The sequence below is a fragment of the Bacillus sp. FSL P4-0334 genome, assembly GCF_038004825.1.
Taxonomy (GTDB): domain Bacteria; phylum Bacillota; class Bacilli; order Bacillales; family Bacillaceae; genus Bacillus; species Bacillus velezensis.
The window spans coordinates 2,619,500-2,637,475 of record NZ_JBBORX010000001.1 but is presented as its reverse complement, the minus strand read 5'-3'; the positions used below and the strand labels follow the sequence as shown (position 1 = coordinate 2,637,475).

Annotated in this window: 15 protein-coding genes; 1 reads left to right on the top strand and 14 read right to left on the bottom strand. The window is 46.0% G+C overall.

From position 1 onward, the window contains the following. Window positions 1-266 precede the first annotated feature (266 nt). The 14 genes from NSQ37_RS13545 to NSQ37_RS13480 form a co-directional block, all read right to left on the bottom strand. On the bottom strand, window positions 267-1,055 hold the full coding sequence (locus NSQ37_RS13545) for a cell division protein FtsQ/DivIB (RefSeq protein WP_007409710.1): 789 nt from the start codon (window positions 1,053-1,055) through the stop codon (window positions 267-269). Window positions 1,056-1,183: 128 nt separating this feature from the next. After that, the gene (gene murB / locus NSQ37_RS13540) at window positions 1,184-2,095 is read right to left on the bottom strand and encodes a UDP-N-acetylmuramate dehydrogenase (RefSeq protein WP_007409709.1); all 912 of its coding nucleotides are present in this window, start codon (window positions 2,093-2,095) and stop codon (window positions 1,184-1,186) included. Between the two features lie 25 nt (window positions 2,096-2,120). Then, complete coding sequence (murG, locus tag NSQ37_RS13535; protein ID WP_003154428.1) at window positions 2,121-3,212, bottom strand: undecaprenyldiphospho-muramoylpentapeptide beta-N-acetylglucosaminyltransferase; 1,092 nt, start codon at window positions 3,210-3,212, stop codon at window positions 2,121-2,123. A gap of 116 nt (window positions 3,213-3,328) precedes the next feature. Next, window positions 3,329-4,429, bottom strand: a complete 1,101-nt coding sequence (gene spoVE, locus NSQ37_RS13530; protein ID WP_015239818.1) for a stage V sporulation protein E — start codon at window positions 4,427-4,429, stop codon at window positions 3,329-3,331. 58 nt (window positions 4,430-4,487) lie between these two features. Continuing rightward, a complete protein-coding gene (gene murD / locus NSQ37_RS13525; protein WP_015239817.1) occupies window positions 4,488-5,843 on the bottom strand; it encodes a UDP-N-acetylmuramoyl-L-alanine--D-glutamate ligase in 1,356 nt (451 codons plus the stop codon). Continuing rightward, on the bottom strand, window positions 5,844-6,818 hold the full coding sequence (mraY, locus tag NSQ37_RS13520) for a phospho-N-acetylmuramoyl-pentapeptide-transferase (RefSeq protein ID WP_007409707.1): 975 nt from the start codon (window positions 6,816-6,818) through the stop codon (window positions 5,844-5,846). A gap of 107 nt (window positions 6,819-6,925) precedes the next feature. After that, the gene (locus tag NSQ37_RS13515; protein WP_003154436.1) at window positions 6,926-8,398 is read right to left on the bottom strand and encodes a UDP-N-acetylmuramoyl-L-alanyl-D-glutamate--2,6-diaminopimelate ligase; all 1,473 of its coding nucleotides are present in this window, start codon (window positions 8,396-8,398) and stop codon (window positions 6,926-6,928) included. A 195-nt stretch (window positions 8,399-8,593) separates the two neighbouring features. After that, window positions 8,594-10,513, bottom strand: coding sequence for a stage V sporulation protein D (locus NSQ37_RS13510; RefSeq protein WP_003154438.1), 1,920 nt, complete (start codon window positions 10,511-10,513; stop codon window positions 8,594-8,596). A 113-nt stretch (window positions 10,514-10,626) separates the two neighbouring features. Further along, window positions 10,627-12,771, bottom strand: a complete 2,145-nt coding sequence (gene pbpB, locus NSQ37_RS13505) for a penicillin-binding protein 2B (RefSeq protein WP_253612998.1) — start codon at window positions 12,769-12,771, stop codon at window positions 10,627-10,629. A gap of 6 nt (window positions 12,772-12,777) precedes the next feature. Beyond that, window positions 12,778-13,131, bottom strand: coding sequence for a cell division protein FtsL (gene ftsL, locus NSQ37_RS13500; RefSeq protein ID WP_003154442.1), 354 nt, complete (start codon window positions 13,129-13,131; stop codon window positions 12,778-12,780). Window positions 13,132-13,170: 39 nt separating this feature from the next. After that, a complete protein-coding gene (gene rsmH, locus NSQ37_RS13495) occupies window positions 13,171-14,106 on the bottom strand; it encodes a 16S rRNA (cytosine(1402)-N(4))-methyltransferase RsmH (RefSeq protein ID WP_060561723.1) in 936 nt (311 codons plus the stop codon). A gap of 69 nt (window positions 14,107-14,175) precedes the next feature. Continuing rightward, the gene (gene mraZ / locus NSQ37_RS13490; RefSeq protein ID WP_007409703.1) at window positions 14,176-14,607 is read right to left on the bottom strand and encodes a division/cell wall cluster transcriptional repressor MraZ; all 432 of its coding nucleotides are present in this window, start codon (window positions 14,605-14,607) and stop codon (window positions 14,176-14,178) included. Between the two features lie 125 nt (window positions 14,608-14,732). Continuing rightward, window positions 14,733-16,352, bottom strand: coding sequence for a bacillithiol biosynthesis cysteine-adding enzyme BshC (gene bshC / locus NSQ37_RS13485; protein ID WP_015239813.1), 1,620 nt, complete (start codon window positions 16,350-16,352; stop codon window positions 14,733-14,735). Between the two features lie 86 nt (window positions 16,353-16,438). Next, window positions 16,439-17,320, bottom strand: a complete 882-nt coding sequence (locus NSQ37_RS13480; RefSeq protein WP_326364921.1) for a 2-dehydropantoate 2-reductase — start codon at window positions 17,318-17,320, stop codon at window positions 16,439-16,441. Between the two features lie 162 nt (window positions 17,321-17,482). Here NSQ37_RS13480 and NSQ37_RS13475 point away from each other — a divergent pair, with 162 nt between their 5' ends. Next, complete coding sequence (locus NSQ37_RS13475) at window positions 17,483-17,965, top strand: N-acetyltransferase (RefSeq protein ID WP_007409700.1); 483 nt, start codon at window positions 17,483-17,485, stop codon at window positions 17,963-17,965. The last annotated feature ends 11 nt before the right edge of the window (window positions 17,966-17,976 follow it).

The window sequence follows — 17,976 nt, the reverse complement described above, 5'->3', positions numbered from 1 at the left end:
ATTAGTCTACACTAAGATGAACCTCCAGAAAAGCTATAGATATTGCCAGAAACATCCGAAAAAAGAAGAAACAGGAGGAAAATTCCAAATGCAATGCTCATTGCAGAAGACACGCCCATTGCATTGAGAATTTTCCGCTTGTCCGGCAGCCATATCCCGGGCAAAAACAAACATAGTCATAATGATTCCGCTATCGGTTATATCGGCTGCCCCGCTGATTGTAATAGATTCTTTTGAACCACCTTGAAATTAGTTCTTTAGAACTATTAATCATTTTCTTTTTTCTTGCCGGATTTACCTTTGTTAAATTCTTCAAAATACGTAGCGACTTCTAAGTGGATAATCCCCTTTTTCCCGCCGTCCAGCTGGGAAACGATAGAAGGATAGGTCTTCATCCGGCCGGCAAACGTTTTAATAGAAGCGGTAACTACATACCCGTCGTTCATATACAGCTTGATCCGGTCCTGATCCATTTTTACCGGTGTATAATAGATTTCAGAAATCGACTGCTTTAGCGAACCGGAAAGCTTATCAAGCTGCTCCGCCATTTTGACCCGCTTTTTCGCGTTTGTCCAGTCAACCAAAATCGGGCCCGCGTCATCCGGCGTGACTTCGTTCGGCAGCACAGTGCCGTTTTCGAGCACTTCATAATATACATCATGTCGCTGCAGATACGCGATCGTCTTGTATTCTTCAATGTGAATGCTGACTTTGTTAGGAAATACTTTTGAAAGTTCCGCCTTTTTCACCAGCTTATTCTGCTCAATCTTTTCTTCTGTTTGTTTCTTGTTCAGACTCCAGAACTCGGTTTGTCCGTTATGTATATCAGAAAGCGCGTTGATCTCTTTTACAGACACGTTTTCGTTTCCGGAAACGGTGACAGAAGACACTTTGCTGATCGGCATCTGCAAGTACACGATGATCAGCACCATCATAAAAAAGAGCACAATGAATGAAATCAGCCGGCGGTTTGCTTTTTGTTTCCGCTGCTCTTTGATTTTCGGAATCCGCTCTTCAATATTTACAATTTTTTCTCTTTCATGATTTGGGTTCACTGCCTGTCCACCTCACTAAGAATGAAACAGCTTGACATTCGTCTGATTGAAAAACAAACGGCATGCTGTGATGCCGTTTGACATTTGTTAAAAGTATATCACATGAGCTCATGTAATCAGAGAACCTTTTAACGATTCCCTCCGATGATTTCAACTTCTGTATGCATGTCAACATCATACTGCTCACGGATTGTCTTTTTCACATATTCAATCAGGTCGAGAACGTCCTTGGCAGTCGCTCCGCCGGCATTGACGATAAAATTCCCGTGCATTTCGGACACTTTCGCTCCGCCGATCTGATGTCCTTTTAATCCCGCTTTTTCAACGAGGTTTCCGGCATGATCCGGCAGCGGATTTCTGAATATGCTCCCGGCGCATGGGCTTGAATACGGCTGAGTGTTTTTTCTGTAATCTTTGTTCTGCTGCATTTGCGCCGTAATGGCTTCCCGTTCCTTTTGCTCAAGCTGAAGAACTGCCTCGAGACAGACGCCGGGACGTTTTTTCTGCAAAACAGACGTTCTGTAGCTGAAATCCATCTCTTCGTTCGTCAGCCATTCGATTGTGCCGTCTTCAAATAAGATACGGGCTTTCACAAGAATCTCACTCATATCAGATCCGTGCGCCCCGGCATTCATATAGACGGCTCCGCCGATTGATCCGGGAATGCCCGCTGCAAATTCGAGACCGGACATTCCTTTTTTACTCATGGAAGTCGCAAGCCGGACGACCGAATAGCCACCTCCGACCGTCACCTGATCACCGTCAATCTCCAAATGATCCAGACCCGCGCCCAGTTTGATGACAACTCCTCTTATGCCTTCATCAAGCACGAGCAGATTTGAACCGCGGCCGATAACCGTCCATGGCAGATCATGTTTCTTCACAATATCCATAATATCTTTGACCGCTTCCACACGGTTGGGGATGATCAAAATGTCCGCCGGACCGCCGATTTTCATCGTTGTATGGTTCGCGAGCGGTTCTTGTTCCAGCACTTTGCCGACTTCGCGGTCTCTTAATTCCTGAATTACGTTCTCCATCATAAACCTCCGCATTCCATTTGCTCTATTTTTTTATGTCTTCCATGATACTGTACAGTCTGGCTGCCGCATCTGGAACACCGAGTGATTTTGTCCGCTCACTCATGTCTTTTAAGGTTTCTTCATTCATGACGATTTTGTCCAGCGCAGCGATCAGTTTTTCTCCGCTGAGCTCGGTTTCCTTCAGTACGATTGCAGCGTCATGCTGGCTGAGCGCCTTCGCATTGACTTCCTGGTGATTGGCTGTCACATACGGGCTCGGAATAAGCACGCTCGGAATGCCGAGAGCGGTGATCTCCGCAATCGTCGTCGCTCCGGCTCTGGCCACAATGACATCAATTGATTGTAAGTACTCCGGCATTTGGTGCAAAAACGGTTTTGTCACCATATTATCAGCGGCTTTTCCGCCTTTCAGCTCAGCCGTTACCTTCTCGTAATGTACTTCCCCGGTAATATAAAGCACTTGGTAAGGTCTCGTTTTCAATTCTTCCTGCATATCTATAACGGCACGGTTAATGGGAGCCGCGCCTCTGCTTCCGCCGAAAATGAGCACCGTTTTTTGATTGTCTTTCAGCCCGAACTCAGTTAATGAGCGGCCTGTCTTAATTGAGACGACTTCAGAGGCTCTCGGGTTTCCCGTAAACACAACTTTTTCAGCAGGAAAATGCGATTTTGCCTCTTCAAAGCAAATTGCTACCTTATTAACATATTTCGAGAGAAACTTATTTGTGATGCCGGGCAGGCTGTTTTGCTCATGAATGATCGTCGGAATTCCCATTTTTGCCGCCGCGTATACGACCGGACCGCATACATAGCCGCCTGTACCGATAACGGCATCTGGTTTAAACTCTTTTAAATATGATTTGCTTTTCTTCACGCCTTTTAAGAAGCGCATGACGGTTTTTACATTTTCAAAAGAAAGTTTTCGTTTGAAACCTGTAATTTCAATGGCGCGGAACGGAATATTTTCCCGTTCAACAATTTTTTTCTCAAGACCGTTCTCTGTTCCGATATACAAAAATTCCACATCCGGATGCCGGCGCTGAACTTCTTTAATAAAGGCCAGGGCCGGATAAATATGTCCTCCGGTTCCGCCTCCGCTTACTGCAATACGCATTCGTATGTCCCCCTTAATCACATAGCGATAACCCTGTTTTTTAGGACAGGGTTATTGATGTTGTCTGTTTTTTTATAGATAACGAATAAATCATGAGTGATGAGGCAAGATACAGATCAATACCTCGAGTACCGGCTGACATTTAAAAGCACGCCGACCGCTGCGAGCATCAGCGTCAGTGATGAGCCTCCGTAGCTTAAAAACGGCAGCGTAATTCCTGTTACCGGGATCAGCCCCGTCACAACGCCGATATTAATCATGACTTGAATAGCTATCATAGAAATAATACCGATGGCGACAAAGCTTCCGTATAAATCCGGCGCGCCGAGGGCAATTCTGACGCCCCGCCATAATAAAATAGTGAACAGCAGCAATATGAGCGAACCGCCGATAAAGCCGAGTTCCTCAGATAAAATAGCAAAAATGAAATCGGTTTGCGGCTCCGGCAGGTAAAAAAACTTTTGCCGGCTTTGGCCGAGCCCCATCCCGAACAGTCCGCCCGGACCTACGGCATAGAGCGACTGAATGATCTGAAATCCACTTCCAAGCGGATCCTCCCACGGGTTTAAGTAAGAGGTAATCCGTTTAATCCGATAAGGAGCGGACAGAACTAGCGCCGCAAATCCGCTTAAACCGATGAGTCCGAGGAACGCAAAATGAGCGATTCGCGCACCGGAAACAAAAATCATCACGATGCACGTGCCCACCATTACCGTCCCCGTTCCCAGGTCTGGCTGGCACATAATAATAATAAATGCAGAAAACACGATTCCGAGCGCGGGAACGAATCCGCGTCTGAATGACGTAATATTCTTCTGTTTTTCAGAAAGAAATTTAGCCAGAAACGCAATCATCGCCAGTTTCATAAACTCCGAAGGCTGAATGCTGAACGCTCCCACTCCGATCCAGCTTCTTGAACCGTTCCGCACCATTCCGACTCCCGGAATCAGCACAAGCACAAGCAGAAAAAAACAAATGATCAGAAGCAGCTTCGACCATGTGCGCCATGTCCAATAATCCACATTCATAATGAAAAACATGGCAATGACGCCGATCCCCGCAAACAGCAGCTGCCGTTTCGCGAAGAAAAACGAGTCGTCAAATTTATAATCCGCCCATACCGCACTTGCACTGTAGACCATAATTAATCCTATTGTTAAAAGCAATAACGTAATGATAACTAATAACAAATCAGGCGCTGTTTTTTTAGTAGTCAAAGCAATCGACACCCCAAGCATAAGTCATTTAGGGCTGCCGATGAACAGAGACAAGCCCTTACTTAAGCATATGCACGGCATCTATAAACATGTCACCGCGTTCTTCAAATGTTTTGAATTGATCCCAGCTTGCACACGCGGGTGACAAGAGGATGACGTCTCCTTCATTTGAGAGCGCAAACGCCGCAGATACTGCTTGTTCAACATTATCGACACGTTTGACATGTTGTATTCCCAGCTCATTGCCCAGTTTTTCTATCTTCGGCGCTGTCTGTCCGAACGTCAGGACCGCTTTGACATTGTCCATATACGGTTTCAGGTCGTCAAAACCGTTGCCGCGGTCCAGTCCGCCTGCAAGCAGAATAACCGGTGCTTTGAACGCGGAGAGCGCTTTGCTTGTGGCCAAAATATTCGTCGCTTTGCTGTCATTATAAAATCTACGATTCTGGATCGCAGTTACATACTGCAGACGGTGTTTGACACCGGTAAAGCTTGTCAGCACCTTCTGAATCGCTTTATTAGACGCGCCCGCCGTTTTTGCCGCGGCTACAGCGGCTAAAATATTTTCTAAATTGTGCGCGCCCGGCAGTACGATGTCATCAACAGGCAGAATCGCTTCATCGCCGAACATCAGCATTCCGTCTTTAATGAATGCGCCGCTTGACAGTTCCTGGTGAACTGAAAACGGAACGGTGCCGGCTTTTCCGCTTTCGGCAAGCCGCACGACTGTTTCATCGCTCTGATTCACGATGGCCGTATCACTCTCAAGCTGATGAAGATACACGTTCTGCTTGGCTTTTTCATAGTTTTCACGGCTGTGATGGTAATCCAAATGAGCGTCGAACACATTTAAAATCAGGCCGATTTCAGGTCTGAATGCATGAGTCCCCATCAGCTGGAACGAAGAAAGCTCTGTGACGATCCATTCATCACCGTCAGCATGATAAGCCACTTCACTGGCGACAGTGCCGATATTCCCTGCGATCAGCGTCTTTATCGAATCAGCTTTCAGCATTTCATAAATCAGGGTCGTCGTTGTTGTTTTCCCGTTTGAACCTGTAATGCCGATGAATTTTGCATTGGTGATATAATACGCAAGCTCGATTTCCGTCCAGACCGGGATGCCTCTTCTTTGTGCTTCCTCCACCATGATATTTTCATACGGGATTCCGGGATTTTTGATCAGAATGGTAATGTGATGCTGATCAAAAAGTGACGTCGGATGCTCACCGCAGATGACTTCAATTCCTCTTTCTGCAAGCCTTTGGGCAGGTTCGTTCTCTTCAAAGGCTTTTTGATCATTCACGACGACGTTAATGCCTTTTTCATGAAGAATCGACGCAGCCGCATATCCGCTTTTCGCCAGTCCGAGGACCAGAAAGTTTTGTTTTTGCAAAAAAAGTTCGTTTTCCACTTATAACCACACCTCGATGTAAATTCCTAAAACGGCAAGCAGCAGTCCCGCAGTCCAGAATGTGACGACAACTCTCCATTCAGACCATCCGACCAATTCGTAATGGTGGTGAAGCGGACTCATCTTAAAGATTCGTTTTCCTGTCGTTTTAAAGCTGATGACTTGTAAGATAACAGATAAGGTCTCAATAACAAATACTCCGCCGATAATGACGAGCAGAATTTCAAGCTTCGTCAGAATGGCAACGGTCACGATCGCTCCTCCGAGCGCAAGCGAACCGGTATCCCCCATAAATACCTTGGCGGGATGGGCGTTGAATACAAGAAAACCGAGAACGGCGCCGACAACGGCAACCGAGAAAATCGCAACGTCATATTGTGACTGGTTCCACGCAAGGATGGCGAAAGCGCCGAATGCGATAGCCGCGGTACCGGACAAGAGACCGTCCAGACCGTCTGTCAGGTTGACGGCATTTGAACCTCCGACAAGCATAAAGAGAACGAGGATAAAGTATCCCCAGCCGAGATCGATTGACAGATGTGTGCCCGGCACCCTGATGCCGGTTGAAAAATGGCAATAATGATATACTCCGTAAAATACAATGGCAATAATGATCTGGCCGATCAATTTCTGCTTCGACGTCAATCCGAGATTCCGTTTCATTACTACTTTAATATAGTCATCCAGAAAGCCGAGCAGGCCGTATCCGATCGTGACAAACAGCAGAAGAAACATTTCCGCGCTCAGATGCGAAAATTTCTGCGTCATGACAATCGCCGTAATGGCGATGGATACAATAATCATGACCCCGCCCATCGTCGGCGTCCCTGATTTTTTCATATGTGATTTCGGCCCCTCTTCCCTGATACTTTGGCCGAATTTTAAACGTCTTAAAAACGGGATAAGAATCGGAGATATCAGAACACTGATTAAAAATCCCATTATTATTGTAAATAAAATCACTTGCTCAAGCATTGCTCTTTTCTCCTCCCGTTTCGTTCAAACGACATACGTATTTATCATATTCACATTGTGTCCCCGTAATTCTTTTCATTTCCCTCATTCTAACACTCTTTCCTGTTTTACTTTTTATTCAGCTCAACAATAGCTCTTCCCGCTACTTCGGCGTCATCAAAGTCGAATGTTTCATTGCCGATCTGCTGATAGGTTTCATGCCCTTTCCCGGCAATCAGAACCACATCTCCCTTTTTCGCGTTGGCAATGGCAAAAAAGATAGCCTGCTCGCGGTTTGCGATACTGTGATAGTAAGTGCCTTCTACCCCTCTTTCCATATCTCTTAATATGGCCAGCGGGTCCTCGCTTCTCGGGTTATCTGAAGTGAAAATCGGTTCGTCGGCAATCCGCACCGCAATTTCCGCCATTTTCGGGCGTTTCGTTTTGTCCCGGTCTCCGCCGCAGCCGACGACGACGAAAAGCTTGCCCTCTGTCATGTCTTTACATGTATTCAGGACGTTTTCCAGACTGTCAGGCGTGTGCGCGTAATCGACGACCACAGGAAACGGCTGATTGTGATTCACCAGTTCAAACCGGCCTCTGACACCTTGCAGCTCTTCAAGAGCGCTTGTGATCGTATCAAACGGCAGACCCGCTGCGATCGCTGTCGCCGCTGCAGCCAGTACGTTATACACGTTGAAGCGGCCGACGAGTGAAACCGTGATCTGCTTTGTTCCTTTTGGCGTAACGAGCTCAAAGCTTGTGCCTTGCGCAGAGATCTCGATTTGTTTCGCCATGACATCGGCATCATTCTCGATTCCGTATGTAAGGATGTGCGCCGCCGTCACTTTTTCAAAATAAGCACTGGCTTTGTCATCTGCGTTTAAAACGGCCCGCTTCGGCTTTTCGTGATTAAAGGAGCCGCCCAGCTGGGAAAACAGGAGGCTTTTAGCCTGTCTGTAGTCTTCCATCGTCTTGTGATAATCTAAATGGTCCTGCGTCAGGTTCGTGAATACGGCGATATCATAATCGCAGCCGTGAACCCTGCCGAGTGACAGAGCGTGAGAAGACACTTCCATAATAGCTGTGTCAACATGCTCATCATTCATTTTCTTGAACGTTTTTTGCAGTGTGACGCTTTCGGGCGTTGTATTTTTGACCGGGAATGTCTCATCCCCGATTTTAATGTACATCGTTCCGATTAAACCGGTCTGTCTTCCCGCTTTTTTGAAAATCTCATCAACCATGTGCGTCGTTGATGTTTTGCCGTTTGTGCCGGTGATGCCGATAAGCTGAAGCTGCTTTGTCGGCTGCCCGTAAAACGCGTCAGAAAGAACGCTGAGCGCCCGCTGTGACCGGCGGACAATAATGACAGGAACATCGACGTCAAGCTCTTTCTCGGCAACGATGGCCGCTGCGCCGTTTTCTGCGGCTTTTTGGGCAAAATCATGTCCGTCTACCGTATACCCTTTTATACACACAAAAAGACTCCCTTTTCTCACTTCCCTGGAGTCCATCTCAATTGAAGTTATGTCAGGGTCATGAAAGTCATTTTGAACAGGTTCGGCCATTAAATATGTAAGCAGCTTTGTAAGTTTCATTGTATCAAACCTCTCAGAAATTCTATTCATTCTTTTATCATGATAACCGTTTATAAAAGTCAGAATGGCTTTTAAACATACAGTTCATATTTTAGCGTAAATAAAAGGATACATCCAGTTAATCTTAAAAGTTATCTTCTTTTTTTCTCTTTATGATAAGAGGCAGCCGAAAACAATCGGCTGCCTCAAAAAGACTCATTCTTCACTCAAGTAAACACGGATCTTTGAGCCTTCTTTTACTTTCGTTCCGGCTGCAGGTGATTGTTTCACAATTTTGCTTCCTTTTCCTGAGGAGTCAATATTCAAATTGACAAGCAGCGACTCAAGATCAGAGACAGACATCCCTACAACATTCGGAACCTCTATTGTTTTTGTGTCGTTCCATTGATATTTTTTCTCGATTTGATTTTTTCGCGGTTTCACGCCGAGCTCAGGCAGACTGTCTCTCATCATATTTCCGACAATCGGCGCGGCGACGGTTCCCCCGAATTGAATCGTGCCTTTCGGATTATCAACCGCGACATACACGACAAGGCTCGGGTCATCGGCCGGCGCAAAACCGATAAAGGAGACGATATGGTTGTTTTCGAGATATTTGCCGTCTTTCACCTTTTGTGCGGTACCTGTTTTTCCGCCGACGCGATATCCTTCCACAAAGGCATTCCGCCCCGTTCCCTGAGCGACGACGCTTTCTAAAGCATATCTGATCTGCTTTGACGTTTCCTGGGAAATAACTTGCCTTTTCGCAATCGGCGATTGTTTCTTAACGGTTTTTTTCGTAACGGGATCAACCCACTCTTTGGCAATAAACGGAGTATAAAGCGTTCCGCCGTTTATTGCTGCGGAAACGGCTGCCACCTGCTGAATCGGCGTGACGGAAACCCCTTGTCCGAAAGCGGTTGTCGCCTGTTCGACCGGGCCGACTCTGTCAAGCGGGAATAAGATCCCCGTTCCTTCCCCTTGCAGATCAATGCCTGTTTTCTTTCCAAAACCGAAGTCCTTAATATATTGAAACAGCTTTTGTTTTCCGAGCCGTTCCCCCAGCTGTACAAACCCGGGGTTGCAGGAATTTTGAACGACTTCAAGATAAGATTGCGAACCGTGGCCGCCCTTTTTCCAGCATCGGAGGCGGGCGCCGTCGACCTCGGCAAATCCTTTGTCATAAAAGTGGTCTCTTTGCAAGTTTACTTTTTGCTCTTGAAGAGCCGCCGCAAGCGTAATAATCTTAAAGGTCGAACCCGGTTCATATGTGCTCCATACCGGCAGGTTCCGGTTGTAAACGGACGGATCCACCGATTGATAGTCAGCCGGATCAAAATCAGGACGGCTTGACATGCCGAGCACTTCCCCGTTTTTCGGATTCATTGCGACCGCAATCATTCCGTCCGGGTTATATTTCGCCGCTGCATTGTCGAGCTCTCTTTCTATAATCGTCTGAACCTTGGCGTCAATCGTCAGTTTCATATCAAGTCCGTCTTTCGGAGGGGTGTAATCATCCGCTTCATCAGGCATTTTCTTCCCCTTGGCATCCGTATAAAATTTCACGGATCCCTTTACACCTTTTAAGTCATCATCATAATAAGCCTCCAAACCGAGAAGACCCTGGTTATCAATACCGGCAAAACCGAGAACATGGGACAAAAAGCTTCCGTACGGATAATGGCGGATGCTGTCTTCAGCCACATACACCCCTTTTAAGTCGAGCGCTTTGATTTCTTTCGCTTTTTTATTGGAAATTTTCCGCCCCTCGGGTGAGATTTTTTCTATGGAGGTTTTCTTAGTAATGTGTTTGTAGACCTTCTCTTCCGACATATTTAAAACTGACGCGAGAAGTTTGCCCGTTTTTATGGGATTTTGGATCTGGCGCGGTACGACAAAGACGGTCGGCGCGCTTTTATTAGTAGCCAGCTTCACGCCGTTTCGGTCAAGAATCTCTCCCCGCTCAGGCTCAAACGGCAAATTCCGGCTCCAGGAATCCTTAGCCAGTGAAGTCAGCTTTTCTCCCATCACAAATTGGACATAGCCTAATCTGCTGTCAATGATCAAAAAAATGATTACGCCAAAAAGCAAAACCAGTAATAAACGTTTTCGAACCGTTACATTTGAAACGCGCAAGGGACCGTCCACTCCTTATTTAGGCTTGTTTCAATTTATGCCTCAGCTTGGACACATAGAACGGCGGCGCATAAAAAAGAAGCCCGCGGGCATCCGCGGACTTCTCTGTCCCGTTAATCAGGATTTTTAAATTTCACCTTGATCACGGTATTTCCTTTCAGTTCTTTGCCTTTTTTCACACTTTGGCTTGAAGCGTAACCTTCACCGCTCACATCAATGTGAATGCCTGATACTTTGCTGAATTGAAGCACTTCCCGCCTCGACCATCCGGACATATCCGGCATCGTCATCTTTCCGTCTGTTTTTAAGAAGATTTTCTGATTGGTGATCACATCTTCTCCGGCTGTCGGATACTGCTCTTTTACGGCAACATCGCTGCCGATGACAATCGGTGTGAGATGTTCATTTTTCGCTTCCTTCTCAGCGCTCTTGACCGTCTTATCTGTCAGGTCAGGCATCTTTTGGCTTTTCGTTTCTTCCTGACCGGAATCTGTTTTTTCCGTCGGTTCGATATTCATGTAGTGGAGGCTGTTTTTCATCGTCGGGTTAAAGATTTCCGCGACAGGATCAGAGCTGCTTTGCCCCGCTTTTAATTGCGGCTGCTGCACGGCTACATAGATGACAAGCTTAGGATCATTTTTCGGCGCCATGCCCATGAATGAAAACACATAGTTGCTCGTTCCTCTTAAATATCCGCCCGTCCCGGCAATTTGTGCGGTTCCCGTTTTACCCGCGACGTCAAATCCTTCAATTTTATAAGGTTTTCCGGTTCCGATGTCTGACGTCACGACTTCTCCGAGCAGATTCCGGACTTTTTTAGCCGTATCGGCTGAAATCGGCGTGCCTGCCTGCTCTGGTTTTGTCTGCTTGACGACTTTTTTCGTATCGGGGTCGACAATATGATCAATGACGTAAGGTTTCATCATTTTGCCGTTATTGGCAATCGCCGTGACGGCCTGAAGCTGCTGGATCGGCGTTATCGCCGATGCTTGGCCGTAAGCCGTAGACGCTTTGTCAAAATCATATTTGTAGTTAATTTTACTTGATACTTCACCGGGCAGATCAATCCCTGTTTTTTGATAGAGCCCGAATTTGTGCAGGTACTCATTAAACCGGTCAAACCCCAGTTTTTCGTTGGCCAGTTTGGCGAAAGCAACATTCGATGACCTCATGAGGCCGTCATGGAAGCTTGTCATACCCCAACCGGCGCCATCGTTCCAATCTTTAACAGGTCCGCCTCCCACTTTATATGTTCCTGATTTATATTTCTCGTTTGCAGAAAACACATTTTCCTGAATCGCCGCGGCAAGCGTAAAGATCTTCATCGTTGAACCCGGTTCATACGCGTACGACACTAAGTCGTTGTAATAATTGGTGACGTTTCTGATATTCGGGTCAAAACTCGGACGCTGCCCCATCGCAAGCACTTTGCCTGTTTTCGGTTCTACGACAGCCGCCATAATTTTTTTCGGTTTATATTTTTCCGCTACTTTCGTCATGCTGTCTTCTAAAAAGGTTTGAATTTTCTGATCAATGGTTAAATATACATTGTCACCGTTTTTAGGTGCGGTGATTTTTTCTTTGCTGTTCGGAAGTTTCCAGCCGGATTTATCACTTTCGTAAGTGACGGATCCGTCGCGTTCCGTCAGATAGTTGTTCAGTATTTTTTCAAGCCCTAAAGAGCCTTGTATCTCGTTTGTTTTTTCATTCACATCGGCATAGCCGAGAACATTTGACAAAAATACACCGTTCGGATAGTAGCGCTTCGTATCTCTTAAGAAAGAAATACCCGGAAGATTCATTTTTTCGATCTTTTGTTTTTTCGCATAAGAGATATCGCGGCCGGCTGAACCGAATTCCACCTGCTTCGCGCCATCCCTGTTTAAGATGTCCAGAATCTCGCTTTTATCAAGATTGATAACGGTCGCCAGTTTTTCCGCCGTTTTCTCTTTGTCTTTGACATGCTGAGGATGCTTCTTGTCGGTCGTCATCTTTTTATCAAGCACGGCAATGAGTTTATATGTCGCCGTGTCCTCTGCAAGCACTTTGCCGTTCCGGTCAAGAATAGAGCCGCGGCTCGCTTCTATCGTCCGCTTTTTTTCGTGCTGCTCGGTCGCTTTTGTTGCAAGTTCTACACCGTTTGCTTTACCAGTTAATTGAATGTACGCCATTCTCCCGAGAATGACAAAGAAAAAGAGAGCGAAACAAATACTGAGTATCGCTGCTCCTCTGTTCATAAACTTATTTTTTTTCGGCATGGGTTATCATTCCTGTATGTTTTTCACTTTTTTATCTTTCAGATTCAAACCGTGCTTTTTAGCGATATCCATCAGGCGCTGCGGCTGGCTTAAGTCAGCAGCCGTCTTTTCGAGATCACCGATCTGCTTATTCTTTTCAGATACTTTCTCCTCCAGTTTTTGCACCTCAATATTGGATTGGTACGCCGCGTATGCCTTTGATACGATAAACATTGATGTGGAGAGAACGGCAATGGCAAACAGGACGAGCAGCACCTTTTCCCCGAGTGTAATGGAAGCCCTCTTTTTGACAATCACCTTTTTTTCGGGACTTATCACTGGCCGTTGTTGTTTTTCCTGCTGGTAAGCTAAGTTGCTCATAGGCTGATGACCTCCTTTAATGTTGTCATTTGCTGCCCTTTATATTCGTTTCTCCGCAATGCGGAGCTTCGCTGACCGGGCGCGGTTATTTTCTTCAAGCTCCTCTTTTGATGCCGTAATGGGCTTTCTTGTAATCAGTTTTAATTCCGGTTCAAATTCTTCCGGTATCACAGGAAGACCCGGAGGCAGTTCGGGAAGTGATGATTTTTCCTTGAATGTCGTCTTGCACATTCTGTCTTCCAGCGAGTGAAAAGTGATCACAGACACCCTTCCGCCCGGCTTCAGCACCTCTATCGCTTGCAAGAGGGCCTCTTCAAATACTTGAAGCTCGTCGTTTACGGCGATTCGAATGGCTTGGAATACACGTTTGGCCGGATGACCTCCGCTTCTTCTTGCCGGAGCCGGTATCGCGTCCTTTATTAGATCGACCAGTTGGCCGGTTGTTTGAATAGGCGATTTTTCTCTTGCCTCTTCAATTTTTCGGGCGATCTGCTTGCTGAATTTTTCTTCTCCGTATTTAAAGAAAATCCTCACAAGGTCCTCATACCGCCATTCATTTACGACTTCTTTCGCCGTAAGGGCGGCCGACTGGTCCATCCTCATGTCCAGCGGTGCGTCATGATGATAGCTGAATCCCCGTTCCGGTGTATCAAGCTGCGGAGAGGATACTCCTAAATCAAATAGAATTCCGTCGACACTCGTAATGCCGTGTTCATGTAAACACTCTTTTAAATAACGAAAGTTGCTTTTCACCAGAATAAGCTGTCCTTTGTATTCGGACAATGTTTTCTTTGCGTTTTCAAGTGCCGTGTCATCTTGGTCAAAGGCGATCAAGCGTCCTTTTTCCGATAATTGCTGCAATAAATATGTACTGTGCCCGGCGCCGCCAAGGGTGCAGTCCACATAGGTTCCGTCCGGTTTGATATTTAAACCGTCGACGGTTTCACGAAGAAGTACTGTCTTATGCTGAAACATTTGTGTCGGTCCCACCTTTATCAGGAATGAATTGAATTGTCAGTTGTTGTTGTGATGCACGAAGATCCATTATATATCAAATCCAATCATGTTTTCAGCAATTTCAGCGAATGAATCTTCTTGCTCTTCTGTGTATTGTTCCCATATTACCTTACTCCACAATTCAATTCGATTGGAAACCCCGATGACAACACATTCTTTTTCCAGTTTTGCGTAATTCAGAAGAGATGACGCAATATTAACCCTTCCCTGCTTGTCCAGTTCGCATTCGGTCGCACCGGAAAAAAAGAATCGGGTAAATGCGCGGGCGTCTTTTTTGGTGAGCGGCAGAGCCTTCAGCTTTTCTTCAATCAGCTTCCATTCATTCATCGGATAGCCGAAAAGGCATTGGTCCAGTCCTCTGGTCAGCACAAACTGCTCACCGAGGCCTTCTCTGAATTTTGCGGGTACGATCATGCGGCCCTTTGCATCAACAGTATGCCGGTATTCACCCATAAACATGATAAGGACCCCCACTTTCTCCCCTAAACTCACCACTATCCGCCACTTCTCTCCACAACCTCATTTTACACTGTTTACACATAAAAAAAAACCCTGAACTATTCAGGGTTCTTTAAAACTTTATTTCAAAGTTTGACAATCTGATGTTGGTTTTGAAAAGAAAATGGCAGATGTTTGAAGGTTGTGAAGAATTTTGGACCGTAGCGGTTCAGATAATACATCACATTCCAAATCCGTTCCTGCGGAGCGCCGAGCGGTCTGATGCTGTTTTGGATTCTTTCATAGTCACGCAGCACAAAGCCTTCTTTTTCTTCAATTCTTTTCGTTACCGTCCGTTCTAAAAACAAGAGCTGATCTTGAATGAAGGCGGCATTCTTCTGTAAGAGCGGCTCAAGGCTTGAATCGACCTTCAGCGCTTCGTCCCTTGCGCGTTTATGGACAGCTTCAATCTGCGACTTCGCCTGTTCCATTACAGAAGAAAACTCTTCCGGAATCTGCTCTTCAAAATAAGTGTCTTTCAGGTGTCCGGTGCCGTGTTCGATCGCTTCCTGAAGCGGGATATTCCGTTCTGAAAGCTTCTTTTCAATATGGCGCTCTAAAATCGTAATGTTCAGTCTCGGCATTACCGGGGTCATGCGAAAGCCCATTAATGAGAAAGCCCGCTTCAGCTCACCCCAATAATTGATCTCCCCCGGTCCCGCGATAAACGCCAGAGTCGGGATGAGAAACTCCTGCATAAGCGGCCTTGTCACAACGTTATTGCTGAAACATTCCGGTTTTTCTTCCATATGGGTATGAAGCTCGTCGTTCGTCCACTTCAGATCAAGCTCCTTAATGACAAAAACGCCGTTTTCTTTTTCAATTAAGAAACGCTCTCCCTCGTGTTCGTAAAACAGATTGGCCTGATCTTTGTCCGATTCAATAATCGGGTGATAACCGGCTTCCCGCATAAGACGCTGCTGGTCTGACACGGCTTTGGCAAGCTCATGATTGTGTTTTAAAATCTGCTGAAACATACCCGTTTCCAGCTTTTTAATCCCCGGATCTCCCGAATTCATCAGAATAAGGCCTTCTTCTTGAAACAAGTCGGCGATCAACAGTTCAAAAAAGTCCGTGAATGTCTCTGATGAGCGTAAACATCGCTTCACGTTTTGAAGGAGTGTGTTTGTGTGATCCGTCTCCTCAAAAGCAGCGAACACTTCATCAATCCAAGCCGCGCATTTTTCCTGATCAAGCTCGGTTTTAGCCGCCGATGTTTTTTTCCAGTACGACTGCGGCAGTTTCTGTTTCACCGGACCTTTATTCTCTGTTGACGTATGCACAAAATTGATTTCTTCCAGATCGTGATCTTCACCCGCCACCCAGAAAATCGGAACGACAGGAATCTGCAACGCCTCTTCCTGCTGTCTGGCAAGTACGATAATGGAGATAATTTTATGTATGGTGTAAAGAGGCCCCGTTAAAAGACCGGCCTGCTGGCCGCCTACTACCGCTGCGCTTTTTGGATCTCTCAGTTTTTCGATGGAGGCCTGCATGGCGGCGGAGTGAAATTTTTCGTGATAGGAGGATAAATAATCCGCTAATTCTTCTCTGGCAAACGGCCGCGAAGACAGGTCATGAAGCCGCTTTTGCCATACGTCCTCTGAATGAATATCATAATCAAAAAATGAAGACATGTTTTCTCCATCTATATAGTGCTGCACAAACTTATTTTGACTTTTGATGGAAAGTTCAGTTAGCTGCATCTGTCTGGAACTTCCTTTCTCCAATAAATAGTTAGGTTTCCGAAATGAGTATAGCATGTTACCGGAAAACCTCAAAAGACTTTGTTTCAGTTTCTTTCTAACGCTTTTATGCTGCGGTGTAAAAATGGGAGATGAACGGCCGGCAATCCGCGGCTTTCCGCTTCTTTTACAAGGTAGCCGATAATCGCATCGGCCTCTGTCCGCCTGCCTGCCATGATATCGACGAGCATGGAGGAATGATTTTTTTCCGTCAGTCTGCAAACTTCGCAAACCTTGTTCCACGCTTTTTCTCTATCGGCGAGGCCAAGTATTGTCTCCGCTTCTTCAAACACGTTTCTCATATATTTTTTGTAAGCGTCATTTGTTACCAGCTCTCCGTTTTTCACGCGCAGCAATGCAGTTAACGGGTTGATGCATACATTTATGATCAGTTTTCCCGTTAAAAGCCGATACCAGTCGTTTTCATCATATACGGGAAAATCCCGGTGCATGCCGGAAAAGATGCTTTGGAGCGTTTCCGGCCGGGATGCGCTGAATACACTCCATCTTACGGCTCCCACTCCCGTATGTTCAACGGCATGATCTGATATCTTTTTTGCTCCGTGCTCAACAGTGCCGACATAAAGCGAATGATCCGTATGCCAATCTTTAATGTCGTGTATGTGTCCCATGCCGTTTTGCAAAAACAGCACATTCGTCCCTTTTATCGTCTCAAGATCCCGCAACACAGCACTTAGCTGGTGCTGTTTAACGGCTGCGATTAAGAGGTCGAATCCGGAAGTGATGCCTGTTTGCGCTCTGCATGCCGCCGTACATTCTATTCCGTCTTTCAAAAGCCGTATACCGCCTGAGTTAATCGCATCAGCCTGCTCCGTCCGCCGCGTAATGACCGTTACCTGATGGCGGGACGATAAGTAGTAAGCACATAAAAGGCCTACCGCTCCGCCGCCGATAATTCCGATTTTCACACTGTCACACCCTATATCTGCATTTTTCCATATTATCATAGCAGAAGCCGCCGCAAATTACTTCAATTTCGTTTTGAGCAAAAAGACTGGCAAGCATATTATAGTTGGAATTTTCAATTAAAGCGTTTACAATAATGGTAGAACACAACAAAGGGGGAGTTTGTGTTGAAAATAGAGCGACTGCTCATCAACTTTAAGACACTCGAAGAATTTAAAAGGTTTAAGGAATACGGGATGCAGGAGCTGTCGATGCTTGAAGATCTTCAGGATAATATCATTGAAAATGACAGCACCTCGCCTTTTTACGGGATTTACTTCGGGGATAAACTAGTGGCGAGAATGAGTTTATATCAGGTAAACGGAGGCGCGAATCCGTATTTTGATCACCGTCAGGACTTTTTGGAACTTTGGAAGCTTGAGGTTCTTCCGGGCTATCAAAACAACGGATACGGAAAAGCGCTTGTTGATTTTGCAAAATCCTTCAGAATGCCGATCAGGACGAATTCACGCATGAAATCAGCAGATTTCTGGGATAAGATGAATTTTGAGCCCGTTAAATATGATATGGCGCGTGATAAAGGAGAAAATCCTTATATCTGGCATCCCGATATGGACGGTGAAATGACATCCGGAGAAACGGCATAATAAAAAACCGG

Coding starts and splice junctions, on each gene's coding strand:
- murB (WP_007409709.1), bottom strand. CDS start 2,095: ATGGAGAACGTAATTCAGGAATTAAGAGACCGCGAAGTCGGCAAAGTG.
- murG (WP_003154428.1), bottom strand. CDS start 3,212: ATGCGTATTGCAGTAAGCGGAGGCGGAACCGGAGGACATATTTATCCG.
- mraY (WP_007409707.1), bottom strand. CDS start 6,818: ATGCTTGAGCAAGTGATTTTATTTACAATAATAATGGGATTTTTAATC.
- NSQ37_RS13515 (WP_003154436.1), bottom strand. CDS start 8,398: ATGAAACTTACAAAGCTGCTTACATATTTAATGGCCGAACCTGTTCAA.
- pbpB (WP_253612998.1), bottom strand. CDS start 12,771: ATGCCGAAAAAAAATAAGTTTATGAACAGAGGAGCAGCGATACTCAGT.
- ftsL (WP_003154442.1), bottom strand. CDS start 13,131: ATGAGCAACTTAGCTTACCAGCAGGAAAAACAACAACGGCCAGTGATA.
- rsmH (WP_060561723.1), bottom strand. CDS start 14,106: ATGTTTCAGCATAAGACAGTACTTCTTCGTGAAACCGTCGACGGTTTA.
- mraZ (WP_007409703.1), bottom strand. CDS start 14,607: ATGTTTATGGGTGAATACCGGCATACTGTTGATGCAAAGGGCCGCATG.
- bshC (WP_015239813.1), bottom strand. CDS start 16,352: ATGCAGCTAACTGAACTTTCCATCAAAAGTCAAAATAAGTTTGTGCAG.